Origin of the sequence: Robertkochia flava (genome assembly GCF_020166515.1) — a bacterium.
GTDB classification, from domain to species: domain Bacteria; phylum Bacteroidota; class Bacteroidia; order Flavobacteriales; family Flavobacteriaceae; genus Robertkochia; species Robertkochia flava.
Genome location: NZ_JAINZT010000007.1, coordinates 89,385 through 100,919, shown reverse-complemented (window position 1 = coordinate 100,919; position 11,535 = coordinate 89,385). Strand labels below are relative to the sequence as shown.

Genomic DNA, 11,535 nt, shown 5'->3' with positions numbered 1-11,535 from the left:
TCATTTTGTCATTTACATCTTTAATTGCCAATCGCAACACATTTGCCTTACCTCCCGTAACCTCCGCGTAATTTTGATCTGTAATCAATAAAACCAACACGTTATGAGATCATTTATCTTACTTTTTGTTACTGCTCTTCTCTATGCAGGGAATGGCATTGCCCAACCCCGATACGCTTCTCCGGAGGCTGAGGAGATCGTTCACAAGATGATCGATGCCCATGGAGGTTATGATGCCTGGAAAAATCTGGAAACCCAGAGTTTTACCTCTGCCATGCACAGCAGCTCCCTGGGGTTTGTGCGCTTCTGGATCAAAAGTCAGACCATTCATATGAAAACCCGGCGTTCCTATCAGGATTGGCCTTTATTCGGTTCTACCCTAACCTATGATGGAAAAGAAGCATGGGCCACTAACTGGCGCATTTCCAATCCTCCCAATCATCAGCATTCGGTATATTATTACTACGTAAATCTGCCATGGCTTACCCAGGAAGATCATACCGTTCTCGGGGAGGTTTCGAAGATCAAACATCCCGCCTTTGAGAACGAAGTGTACAGCATTAAGATGACCTTTACTGAATCTCCCATTTTAGGCAAATCAAAAAATGACAGTTATACCCTCTTTATCGATAGTAAATCCTTCCTGCTTAACGGCTATGAATACACCGTTGGCTATGGCCCCTTACTCGATGTTCTTAAACTCCCCGAAGACAGCACCGTTTTTGGCCCGGTATTAAGAATCAACACCTATACGGGGGATGTGGATGGATTGAAGTTTCCGATGCTGATGACTACCCATAGCACCGACCTGAAGCAACAGTACGGAGATCATGCCATTTACAACTATAAATTAAACGGGACTTTTGATGAAACCCGAATGAATAAACCTGAAAATGCTGTCGTAGACCGGTCAAAAGACAAGAGGAGCAGTACGGGAAAGTGATGCAATGATGCAGTAACGTTTTAATTGGTGATTTGCGTACTGTAATACCTCCTTTGTTCATAGATAAGGCTGTGCCTTATCTATGAACTTTTTGTGGTGGCGGTCTTAAAAGCTAACCCAACTCATACACTGAACTTTCCTTTACCGAATTCATAACAAAGGCACTGTGAATATTCGAAATGCCTTCGACCACAGACAGCTTCTCATTGATGAATCGGTGAAATTCAGGGATGTCTCCCACAGCGATCTTCAGTAAAAAATCAAAATTCCCGGATACGTGATGGCATTCCATGATCTCCGGAAAAGCACCTATCTCCTGTTCAAACCGGCTTATTAATTCCTTTTGATGCTTTAACAGGGATACCTGGCAATAGGCCACTACCCTTTTCCCGATCTTTTCCCGATCCAGTAAAGCCACATACCCCCTGATAATTCCCTGCTGTTCCAGTTTTTTGATACGCTCATAGGTAGGGGTCACACTAAGTCCTACCTTTGCGGCAACCTCCTTGGTGTTCTGCCTTGAGTGTTGCAATTCCATCAGAATTTTTCTGTCTGTACTGTCCATAAGAGATTTTTTTTCTGTCGTCCATATGCATTCTGTCTGACATCAGTACAAATATACTTCAAACATCATGTATGAAGATTTATTTCCTGAAATGTTATGTTATGCAGAAATTATTTCTTCAAAAACGTAGTTTTGCGAAAAACCAGGCAACTTAAATAAGGGTACAGGTATGAACTTCAAACCACAGATCTCAGCACAGGAACGACTTGAAATTCTTAAAGAAAAGATCAGGGAAGCCAGTTCCCTTTTCCTGGGATATCCGGTATCAAAGGATTTTGATTACAGCCCTTTGTTTGAATTTCTCCAATATCCTGTGAATAATCTTGGAGATCCCTTTGAAGACAGCACCTATAAGGTACAAACCCACGAACTGGAGCGGGAGGTGGTAGCCTTTTTTGCCAGGTTATTCCGGGCCAATCCAAAAGACTATTGGGGGTATGTTACCAACGGAGGATCCGAAAGTAATCTCTACGGTCTGTATATTGCCAGGGAGCTCTATCCCAAGGCTATGGTGTATTACTCAGAATCGACACATTATAGTGTAAAGAAGAACATCCATCTGCTCAATATCCCCGGTATCGTTATTCGCTCCCAGGAAAATGGAGAGATGGATTATGAAGACCTGGAAAGAACCCTGCAGTTTAACCGCCACAAACCGGCCATTATCCTGACCACCTTCGGAACGACCATGAAAGAGGCCAAAGATGACGTTTCCAGGATCAAAGGTATTCTGCGTCAGCTGGCTATTCAGGATCATTATATTCATTGTGATGCAGCCCTGTCCGGTTCCTATGGTGCCTTTATGGAGCCCCGTGCTGCTTTTGATTTTCGAGATGGAGCCGACAGCATTTCCATCAGCGGACACAAATTTATCGGTTCTCCCATTCCCTGCGGGGTCCTGGTTACCAAACGCAGCCTTAGGGATCGCATTGCCAAAGGCGTGTCTTATATCGGTTCCCTGGACACCACTATTACAGGATCGCGAAACGGCCACAGCGCCCTGTTCCTCTGGTATGCCATTAAAACCATGGGCGAGGAAGGTCTGCGCAAGCGGTACCTGCACAGCCTGGAAACCGCAGCATATTGCAGACAGGAACTGCAAAAGCTCGGTGTGGAGGCCTGGTCTAATGAAGGGGCCATCACCGTGGTATTTCCGAAAACTCCTGAAAGTTTAAAAAGAAAGTATCAGCTGGCTACGGAGGACGTAACCCATATTATCTGTATGCCAAATGTGACCAAGGCCCATATTGATGCTTTTATTGCAGACTATAAGGAGGAATTGCAAAAGCAACCGGAACCCGAACTCGAAGAAGCCTTTTATTAGACATAATACCCCTTGCCTGAAAAGTAAATTTTCATGTGATAAGGATGCAAACGCCACAGTTTGAATGTACAAGACGCAGCAAGTATAGGATATAATCACTATATTAACTGTAAAATCAAACAATGGAACACTACAACCCTGTCTTTTCATGGGGGCTTTTTGCGTGGCAGCTGATCCTATTGACATCCTTCTTCCTTTGGGTCTATTGCCTGGCAAATGTTTTAAAAGCTCCTCTCGGAAAATCCGATAAAATGCGCTGGACCCTGGTTGTGCTCCTGCTCCCTTTACTGGGATCTGTTCTTTATATTTTTATGGGACGAAATAACAAGAGCAATACCCCCTGATCCGGCCTTTGGCCCATGGGTGAATTTACCCTGTTCGCAATACCCTGGATCATGAGCTACAGGTAAACCTTATTAGCATCGCCGGCGCATAAGACCATTTTAAGATATAATGCGATATTTCCCACAACACTTTGTATATTAGATTAATATAAACTTACAAGTGTTTCCCCTTCCACCCGGCCCAAAACAAGTGATATGAAATTTTTTGGTAAAATGAGGCTCCGCCTTTTCCAAACAAAGAAACCTGCTCAATACCTCAAATATGCCTCAGGAGAGATCTTCCTGGTGGTTCTGGGTATTTTGATCGCCCTTGCCATTAACAACCATAATGAGAATCTTAAAGAAAAACACCGGGCACATAAACTGCTAAACAACCTGTTGGAAGAATTACACCAGGACAGTCTTTATCTGAATAATGTTTTCCAGGTAGAAAAGGACCTTTTTCTTCCCTCTGCCCAATTGTTGTTCGAGGTACATTCCGGCGCACCCGCTGTAAACAATAAAAAACTGCAACGAGCCTTCCGGTTTGCCTGCTTTACCCCAGTGATACGTTATACAGAAAATGCGTATACCGAACTTATCTCCTCCGATCTTTTCAGCAAGATCAGGTCAGAAACACTTAAAGGGTACATACATAAATACTACAGTCAGATAAACTTCCTGAACAGGTATTCCGAGCAGAACTACCAGATCACTAACAACCTTATAGAGGAACTGGCTTTTTATTATGAGGTGATTCCTGCAGAAGATTCAGAAGACCGAACAATCTCCGACTTTTTAGGGGCTGCCGAAGAACATTTTACGGCCAATTATGATCTGAAGGCCTTTAGAGAGAACCGCAGCCTGAACCCTAAATTATTCGATGTAATAGACATTCATAAAGACCGTCTGGGTGGACTTGAAATCGTGCGTACCCTTAGAAAGGAGATCATAAGGGAGATCAACAATGAATTATCGGAATGAACTGGTAATCAATTTGAAGCCAAGGATTCCGAAGACCATAATATCTGTTCAAAAACACACCTTCATGATAGCTTTTTTAAGAAAAACAAGACGTCAGTTTCTCGCAAAGCAAAAAATGTCCGGGTATCTTAAGTATGCCATTGGCGAGATCATCCTGGTGGTTGCCGGTATTCTGATCGCCCTGCAAATCAACACCTGGAATGAACATCGCAAGGAGCGGATCCTGGAACAAAAGATGCTCCGGGAACTAAGATCTGATTTTCGCTACAACCAGGTGGAATTGAAACGCAATATTGAAAAGGCCACCCGCCTGGTAAAAACCGGGGACAGCCTGAAGGTACTCTTCGGTAAGGACGCTTCTTTGGTGAACCCCGGGGATATTATGCGCCTGACCATGCGTCTCAGCGCCTACGCTACCTTTGACCCTTCCAACGGCGCCCTGAACGACCTGATCAGTTCCGGAAAACTGAACCTGGTTACCAATGATACCCTTAGAATGCATTTATCCCGATGGTTCGGGGAGCTGGATGATGTCAAGGAGGACGAAAAAAGACTCATCAATTTTGGTGACCGTGAGCTTAACCCGATACGCCTTGAAGCCATCAACTACAACCCGGAGTCCAGGTTAGGAAATCAAAGCTCTGCACTTCTTGAAAACCGGAAGTTTGAAAATATCGTAATGTACATGACTAAAGCGGCCAGGTATATTATCGAAAATTACAAATACCTTGATACGGAGATCAGCCTCATGCTGGAAGAAATCGAAAAAGAGATCAGAGCACAGTAAATTCCTGAGAAATGACAGCTAGCATACTATTCCCGACAACAACAAGATCCGCAAAATTTCTATCAAAATAAAGATATCCCAACATGTTAAAACTTTTCAGGAACATCAGGCATCAACTGGTTAACAAGGGCAAATTCAGAAAGTACCTTTTCTACGCTACAGGAGAGATCTTCCTGGTCGTGATGGGTATTCTTATCGCCATTCAGATCAATGGATGGAACCAGAGGAACCACGAGAAAGAACTCGAAAAAAAATACCTCAGTAATCTGGTCACTGAACTTAAGCAGGATGCCATCGGCCTCGGTAACAACCTCAAAAAGCTAAAAGACCAGGCAAGGACCAAAGAACTCTTTTTGAACATGGTCAAAAACAATAACAGCGGCGACTCCCTGCTAACCTACTTCAACTATCAGTGGCAACCCATCTCCCCTTACATACCCCTGAAATCTACCTACACCGAGATGCTGAATAATTCACACTTAAAAGTTATTCAAAACACTATGTTAAGAGAACGCATTATCAGGATGTACAACACCTATGAAGTTCTGGAAAAGCAGGAAGATTTCATGACCCAAACCGCAACCACCCATGTCATGGACCTCATCTCCAAAAATATTCCGGATATGTCTGATTATACCAAGGAGGATATTTTGGCCCTGCGGACTGAAACCTATGCCCTGAATGCCATTCAACTTAACGGGGCTTTTACAAGGCGTAATATTTACCAAAGGGTTGCTGATGAATGCGCTGCATTGATCTCAGAAATTAATGCCTACCATTCTTCTTTGTAAAATCCCTGCTACCGTGGCAGCCCATTTAACTCCTCAACACCGGTTATTAAATATCCCTTAAAATATCAGGTAATTACTACATCCTTTGTATCTTAGTTTTTATGAGAACGATCCACACCTTTTTTATCCTGCTTTTTCTGCAGGCAGCCATGGCCCAATCCGACCAGGAACTAGCGGCCAAAACCGTTGAGAAAAATACCATTAAAAGCCATATTTCCTTTTTATCAGACGACCTGCTGGAAGGCAGGGAAGCCGGAACCAGGGGAAACAAGATCGCTGCGAGTTATATCGCGAACCAATTGCTCAGTTTCGGAGCCCTTCCTGTCCCCGGTACCGATTCCTATTACCAGGAGTTCAATCTGTCGTACACCATTCCTCCGGGCTTCCTGAAGCTCGACCTGGACGGGAATGCTTTTCCTCTGAACCTGGCCCTGGAATTACCGGCTATTGAGACATCCGGAAAAGCCGCTTTTTTAGGCTACGGCACCGAAGAAGATTTTAAGGGGAAGGACCTTAGCGGACAAGTTGTAGTCGTCTGGGCCGGGTACGAAGGTAAACAGGATGCGCGCACCGTAATTACCGCCGGCAGGGATAAGATCGCAATAGCAAAAGCCATGGGTGCTACCGGACTCATAGAGCTCACCCAATTTGATGATGCTATGTGGAGTCGGCTGAAGAACTATTTGGGAGCACGCACAGAAGTGAAGGATGAAAGCGCCCCTGAAGAGAGCAATACTTTCCATATATGGAGCAATATCAAGGACAAGGATCCCGGTTTTTCTGCAGATCGCCCCATTGCCTATAGCCTGAGCTCGGACGGGCAGGCCCATACCACCCAGAAAACCCAGAATGTGGTAGGCATCATTGAAGGTACAGACCCCACCCTTAAAGATGAATATGTAATCTACTCTGCCCATTACGACCATGTAGGTATCGGAAGGCCGAATGCCGAAGGCGATTCCATATACAACGGGGCCCGTGACAACAATATCGGGGTTGCCGCCGTACTTTCCATGGCCGAGAACCTGGGGCAGTATCCCACCAAACGCTCTGCCCTCTTTATCTTATTCACGGCCGAAGAAAAAGGACTCCTGGGCAGCTCGTATTATGTAGAACACCCGGTGGTTCCCCTTGAGCAAATAAGCTATTGTTTTAATACCGATGGCGGAGGCTATAACGATACCACCCTGGCTACCATCATTGGCCTGGAGCGTACCACGGCCCAACCGCTTATCGAAAAAGGAGCCGCAGCATTCGGACTGAAGGCTACCGGAGACCCCGCTCCCGAGCAGGGGTTGTTTGACCGAAGCGATAATGTGAGTTTTGCTCAAAAAGGGATTCCTGCTCCTACCTATTCCACGGGGTTTAACAGCTTTGATGATGAGATCCTGAAGTACTATCACCAGGCAGACGACGAGGCCGAGACCCTGGATTACGACTACCTCCTCAAATTCTACCGGGGGTATGTGTATTCAGGAAGGCTTATTGCCAATACCCCCGATAAGCTCTTCTGGAAGGCCGGGGACAAATATGAAAAAGCAGGTAAGGAACTGTACGGCATAGATTAAATAAGGTACCCTTGGGAATCTTTTTTTAGAGTAGAAGCCATCAAAACCGGCAGAACCGGCAGAACCGCCAACTACCATCCGGATAAAATAAGGCTGAAAAATATCCAGGTTTTATTCTGAATCTGGAAATACTGCAACCGACCATTCAGGCCTGGTTCTTTACCACCCTTATCCTGGGTGTAAAAAGGCCAAAGCAAACTCCAGTCCGCATCAAGGGATCTGGCTGTTCCTGACATCCCTGTATTCGCTGCTCTGTTACCTGATGTACCAACAAGGGGGCTTCAATGTGTACCTGCCCATGACGAATGTCGCCTTCCCTTTCATCCAGGGTCCTAAGCTTAATCTCTATACCCTGACCAAGACAGAAGAAATAGTCATCCATTTCCGGGATGCGGAATAGTTCATACCGGATTGATCATCCGGGACAGAGCGACTTGAATTATCCTTTTTTTTCGAAAACACCTAACCCGTTCAAAATGAAGCACATAAACCACTCAATAAAAAGATATATTTCCTAGCTTAGAGGATAATTACGTACTCCGTTAAATCGGGAAATATAAAATCATGACGCTCGAAGATATCTCTTACATCACCCAGATCATCGGCCTGCTTGTTGTGATCATTACCCTGATCTACCTTTCGGTACAGGTAAAACAGGGAAAGGAGCTACTGCGATCGGATTCCAGGCAGGGCCAGGTGACTAACGACCAGAACGGGGTGTATAAATTCGTGGAATATCCGGAGATCGGCCGGATCTTTTCTCAGGAAGAAACCCCGGAATTTGAAGAAAAAGTCAAACTCATTTTCTGGATGATCGGCCAAATGAGGGCCCGGGAACACGAATGGCTGCAATACAAGAACGGTGCCCTGGATGAAGAAACCTGGATGGGGTATCGGGGGGTGATCTATTTTTTACTGGGCACCAAAAGGGCAAGAGCGTTATGGAAGCTCTGCAGCCCCTATTTTAATCAGGATTTTGTAAAAATGGCAGAAGGTATGATGAAAGATGTTCCGGAAACCGACTTCTGGGATCGACTGCAGGAGATTCCATGAGTCAGCCTCCGGCCGGGACCAGGGTTATACCGAAGGCGATCAGGATATACAGCCCATAATAGAAATCGCATAAATTATTTAACTTAAATCTTTAAATCCCAACACATCACACCTTTCACCACATGCTGGATCTTCACACATACCTGAAATCGAGTAATGAATTCAAAAAACTTCAGATCGACGACCTGCTGTTTATAAAATACCAGTGCCTGGTGGAGGAGGTCAAAGCCGGCATCTGGTCGGATGCCAATTACTTTGTTTTTGTTACCTCAGGGAAAAAGATGTGGCGAAGCATCGGCAGGAACTATGTGGTTGAATCCGGGGATTCACTTTTTGTACGTAAAGGGGCCAACCTGGTGCATCAGTATTTTGATGAAGATTATTGTGCCCTGATGGTATTTATCCCCGATGATTTTATTAAAACCTTTATGCAGCGTTTCAGTGCAGTGGTTTCCGGGAACCATGCCGGAGTAACTCAATTTGATGAACCTGTGATCAGGATCCAGCTGGACACCTTCCTGGAGGGGTACATCAATTCGCTGGCTGTATTTTTAAGTGCCCCGGAAATCCCTGACAGCAACCTGCTCCGGCTTAAATTTGAGGAATTACTGCTAAATATTTTCACCAATCCCCTTCACCAGGGACTGGCCGGTTACCTGCTCTCCATCAATAATGAGCAAAATGTGCAATTGCAACAGATCATGGAAGCCAATTTTGCCTACAACCTGAACCTCGACCAATATGCTGCGCTTTGCCATATGAGCCTGAGTTCTTTCAAGCGAAACTTTAAGGAAATCTACAAGACCACCCCGGGAAAATGGATCTCACAAAAAAGACTTACCCTCGCCTCCCACTTATTAAAAACCACCGCTAAACCGGTGAACGTCATCGGGTTTGAATGCGGGTTCGAGGAACCCTCCAGTTTTATCAGGGCCTTCAAAAACCACTTTTCTACCACCCCCCTGCAATACCGGGAAGCGGCCATCCTATGATCGGCATCCATCCCGTAGAGTAAGATCCAATTCTTTGCATCTGGACCAAATTGTCTATTGATTGAACTTTTCAGCCTATCTGCCAGGCGGTTAGCAGCCATACCTTTGTCAGGTAATCAATTCATAACATTTAAATTATTCAGTCATGGAAACTTTAACCAAAACAGTAAACGGCTTTGACCAAAATGCCATCGCAGGAATTGTAACCGCTATTCAGAACAATCCTGATATTGCCAAATTTGAATTAAGGGCTCATAACGAGTGGATCGACGGAGGCCATAACAGATCCTATATTCAGGGATTCTACGGAGCCTGCCAGGAGGATACCAGCAGAACCGAACCTTTTGTATACGACAGTGATGAACCTCCGGTACTGCTCGGTTCCAACAAGGGTGCCAACCCCGGAGAGGTGATTCTCTATGGCTTGCTGGGATGTATGACCTCCGCCATGGTACTCCTGGCTGCTGCAAGGGGCATTCCTGTAGAAGGGGTGCGGTCCAGCATTGAGGGAGATATCGATCTGAGAGCCTTTCTCGGGCTTGATCCTTCAGGGGTCAAAGGCTTCAGACAGATCCGGGTAACCTTTGATATCCAGGGAGGCACCTCCGAACAAAAGGAGGAACTCCTGTCATTGGCAAAACAGTCGCCGGTGCTGCACTCCTTGCTGAACCCTGTTGATGTTCAGGTATCACTCAAGCAGGAGTCATGAGAGTTTTGAAGATGGATCTTTCGATACATCCAGACTGCACAGGATTCCCGGAAAAAAAGGTTTGCATGGACTTGCAAACCTTTTCTGCTTTGCGCCCAATTTTAATACCTGCAGACCCTGTAAAGGACAGATCGCTGTAACAATCCCTGCCGTTAATCGTCTCTCTAACAGAAGCATGACCAAACACCGACCTGATCCAGGGAAGTATTCCGATCGGGAAAACCAACCATCATGAAAACATCAATTTTCAAAGTAATCTGCGTAGCCCTGTTCTTTTTTGCTGCCAGTTATCTCCATGCCCAGCATACCGACCACCTGGATCTGGATCTTAAATTTGAGGACTCTGTACTCCATGTGCAGGCTACCTACCAGACCCGGCTGAAACAGCCTTCCGATTCGCTATGGTTTATCCTCAATCCGGGGTTTCGGATGGATACCATTGTAGCCCCCGGGTTAACTTCTTACGAGTTGGTTCAAAAGGCCGATCGCCCTTTTCCCATGCGTTTGTTAACATTACAGGAGGCGTTACCGGCTAATCAGCTTCTGGAGATACGTTTTAGTTACCGAATCGACCTGGCAGCTCAAAATCATATGCGATCCCAATGGATCGAGTTGAATGCCGATAAGCTTTGGTTCCCCAACCGGGGAGATCTCGATAATAAATTCACCGCAGCGGTACATATAGATAGTTTCCCCTCCCGGTATACCCTGATAACCTATCCGGATACTAATATCAACAGGACCGACGGTAAGATCCATATGAGCAGAACCAAACCCTGGTATGAAGTGTTGTTGCTCGCAGGAGAAGATATGAAGGATTCGAGCTACGACGAGAAGATCACTATTACTGCCGGTTCTCAAACCCCGGATTCGGTGATCCAATCCATTGGAGAAAAAGTCAGGGAAAGCATCGATTTTTTAAATGACTTTCACGGCGGATCAGACCCTATAGAAGATTTCAGGGTGGTCTTACGAAATACCAGCCGTAAAGAGATCGGGTTTCAGTTTAACCGGGGCAGCCTTATCGTTACGGGAACCGATTTTAATGATCACGGGAACCTGGCTCATGAGATCGCCCATTACTGGTGGAACAAGGCTTCTTTTTTGGTAGAACCCTGGATGAACGAATCCTTTGCCAATTACAGTACGTATAAGGTTCTGGCCCATTTTGATCCGGAGGGTTTGGAAAAAATATTAAAACGCACCCGAAAGCTCACCGAAAACACCATTCCGGTGAGCGAAGCTTCCCAGTACGCACCCGATGCCTTCCCCTCCTACTACCACAAAGGGGCTCTGCATTTACTCGCCCTGGAAGGTGAAATAGGAGAACAGGCCATGCAACAGCTCCTCACCACCTGCGTGGATAAAAGAGTAAGCACCACGGAGGGGTTTCTTAATGAACTCGAAGAATTGGCAGGATCAGAACAACGCATCTACTTTGAAGCGCTTCTCGATCGCTAAAAATTGAATACCACATCAAACAACATCCACCTGAG

At 45.5% G+C, this 11,535-nt stretch carries 13 protein-coding genes; 11 read left to right on the top strand and 2 right to left on the bottom strand.

The genetic code is table 11. The annotated features are described in order from the left end of the window. Positions 1 to 103: 103 nt before the first annotated feature. Positions 104 to 943, top strand: coding sequence for a hypothetical protein (locus K7R11_RS11625; RefSeq protein WP_224490911.1), 840 nt, complete (start codon positions 104 to 106; stop codon positions 941 to 943). Between the two features lie 112 nt (positions 944 to 1,055). Here the strand turns inward: K7R11_RS11625 and K7R11_RS11620 are convergent, their stop codons facing one another. Beyond that, positions 1,056 to 1,508, bottom strand: coding sequence for an Lrp/AsnC family transcriptional regulator (locus K7R11_RS11620; RefSeq protein WP_224490910.1), 453 nt, complete (start codon positions 1,506 to 1,508; stop codon positions 1,056 to 1,058). 169 nt (positions 1,509 to 1,677) lie between these two features. Here K7R11_RS11620 and K7R11_RS11615 point away from each other — a divergent pair, with 169 nt between their 5' ends. The 6 genes from K7R11_RS11615 (at position 1,678) to K7R11_RS11590 (ending at position 7,285) form a co-directional block, all read left to right on the top strand. Next, positions 1,678 to 2,832, top strand: coding sequence for a histidine decarboxylase (locus K7R11_RS11615; RefSeq protein WP_224490909.1), 1,155 nt, complete (start codon positions 1,678 to 1,680; stop codon positions 2,830 to 2,832). Positions 2,833 to 2,954: 122 nt separating this feature from the next. Further along, positions 2,955 to 3,176 (top strand): PLDc N-terminal domain-containing protein, encoded by a 222-nt coding sequence (locus K7R11_RS11610; RefSeq protein ID WP_224490908.1) that lies wholly within the window; start codon positions 2,955 to 2,957, stop codon positions 3,174 to 3,176. A 195-nt stretch (positions 3,177 to 3,371) separates the two neighbouring features. Next, on the top strand, positions 3,372 to 4,139 hold the full coding sequence (locus K7R11_RS11605; RefSeq protein ID WP_224490907.1) for a DUF6090 family protein: 768 nt from the start codon (positions 3,372 to 3,374) through the stop codon (positions 4,137 to 4,139). A 64-nt stretch (positions 4,140 to 4,203) separates the two neighbouring features. Further along, a complete protein-coding gene (locus tag K7R11_RS11600) occupies positions 4,204 to 4,926 on the top strand; it encodes a DUF6090 family protein (protein WP_224490906.1) in 723 nt (240 codons plus the stop codon). A gap of 83 nt (positions 4,927 to 5,009) precedes the next feature. Then, positions 5,010 to 5,717 (top strand): DUF6090 family protein, encoded by a 708-nt coding sequence (locus tag K7R11_RS11595; protein ID WP_224490905.1) that lies wholly within the window; start codon positions 5,010 to 5,012, stop codon positions 5,715 to 5,717. Between the two features lie 101 nt (positions 5,718 to 5,818). Next, the gene (locus tag K7R11_RS11590; protein ID WP_224490904.1) at positions 5,819 to 7,285 is read left to right on the top strand and encodes a M28 family peptidase; all 1,467 of its coding nucleotides are present in this window, start codon (positions 5,819 to 5,821) and stop codon (positions 7,283 to 7,285) included. A gap of 145 nt (positions 7,286 to 7,430) precedes the next feature. On the opposite strand, the gene K7R11_RS11585 is transcribed toward K7R11_RS11590, so the two are convergent. Then, positions 7,431 to 7,667 carry a hypothetical protein gene (locus K7R11_RS11585; protein WP_224490903.1) on the bottom strand — a complete coding sequence of 79 codons (237 nt, stop codon included), beginning with the start codon at positions 7,665 to 7,667 and terminating at the stop codon, positions 7,431 to 7,433. Positions 7,668 to 7,849: 182 nt separating this feature from the next. Here K7R11_RS11585 and K7R11_RS11580 point away from each other — a divergent pair, with 182 nt between their 5' ends. The 4 genes from K7R11_RS11580 (at position 7,850) to K7R11_RS11565 (ending at position 11,500) form a co-directional block, all read left to right on the top strand. Further along, on the top strand, positions 7,850 to 8,338 hold the full coding sequence (locus tag K7R11_RS11580) for a hypothetical protein (protein ID WP_224490902.1): 489 nt from the start codon (positions 7,850 to 7,852) through the stop codon (positions 8,336 to 8,338). A gap of 122 nt (positions 8,339 to 8,460) precedes the next feature. Beyond that, the gene (locus tag K7R11_RS11575; RefSeq protein WP_224490901.1) at positions 8,461 to 9,330 is read left to right on the top strand and encodes a helix-turn-helix domain-containing protein; all 870 of its coding nucleotides are present in this window, start codon (positions 8,461 to 8,463) and stop codon (positions 9,328 to 9,330) included. A gap of 145 nt (positions 9,331 to 9,475) precedes the next feature. Continuing rightward, the gene (locus tag K7R11_RS11570; protein WP_224490900.1) at positions 9,476 to 10,039 is read left to right on the top strand and encodes an OsmC family protein; all 564 of its coding nucleotides are present in this window, start codon (positions 9,476 to 9,478) and stop codon (positions 10,037 to 10,039) included. A 231-nt stretch (positions 10,040 to 10,270) separates the two neighbouring features. Next, positions 10,271 to 11,500, top strand: coding sequence for a gluzincin family metallopeptidase (locus K7R11_RS11565; protein ID WP_224490899.1), 1,230 nt, complete (start codon positions 10,271 to 10,273; stop codon positions 11,498 to 11,500). The last annotated feature ends 35 nt before the right edge of the window (positions 11,501 to 11,535 follow it).

Excerpts from the sequence above, each read along its gene's own strand:
- K7R11_RS11570 (WP_224490900.1), top strand. The coding sequence starts at position 9,476 with ATGGAAACTTTAACCAAAACAGTAAACGGCTTTGACCAAAATGCCATC.
- K7R11_RS11615 (WP_224490909.1), top strand. The coding sequence starts at position 1,678 with ATGAACTTCAAACCACAGATCTCAGCACAGGAACGACTTGAAATTCTT.
- K7R11_RS11600 (WP_224490906.1), top strand. The coding sequence starts at position 4,204 with ATGATAGCTTTTTTAAGAAAAACAAGACGTCAGTTTCTCGCAAAGCAA.
- K7R11_RS11620 (WP_224490910.1), bottom strand. The coding sequence starts at position 1,508 with ATGGACAGTACAGACAGAAAAATTCTGATGGAATTGCAACACTCAAGG.
- K7R11_RS11605 (WP_224490907.1), top strand. The coding sequence starts at position 3,372 with ATGAAATTTTTTGGTAAAATGAGGCTCCGCCTTTTCCAAACAAAGAAA.
- K7R11_RS11590 (WP_224490904.1), top strand. The coding sequence starts at position 5,819 with ATGAGAACGATCCACACCTTTTTTATCCTGCTTTTTCTGCAGGCAGCC.
- K7R11_RS11575 (WP_224490901.1), top strand. The coding sequence starts at position 8,461 with ATGCTGGATCTTCACACATACCTGAAATCGAGTAATGAATTCAAAAAA.
- K7R11_RS11625 (WP_224490911.1), top strand. The coding sequence starts at position 104 with ATGAGATCATTTATCTTACTTTTTGTTACTGCTCTTCTCTATGCAGGG.
- K7R11_RS11565 (WP_224490899.1), top strand. The coding sequence starts at position 10,271 with ATGAAAACATCAATTTTCAAAGTAATCTGCGTAGCCCTGTTCTTTTTT.
- K7R11_RS11585 (WP_224490903.1), bottom strand. The coding sequence starts at position 7,667 with ATGGATGACTATTTCTTCTGTCTTGGTCAGGGTATAGAGATTAAGCTT.
- K7R11_RS11610 (WP_224490908.1), top strand. The coding sequence starts at position 2,955 with ATGGAACACTACAACCCTGTCTTTTCATGGGGGCTTTTTGCGTGGCAG.
- K7R11_RS11580 (WP_224490902.1), top strand. The coding sequence starts at position 7,850 with ATGACGCTCGAAGATATCTCTTACATCACCCAGATCATCGGCCTGCTT.
- K7R11_RS11595 (WP_224490905.1), top strand. The coding sequence starts at position 5,010 with ATGTTAAAACTTTTCAGGAACATCAGGCATCAACTGGTTAACAAGGGC.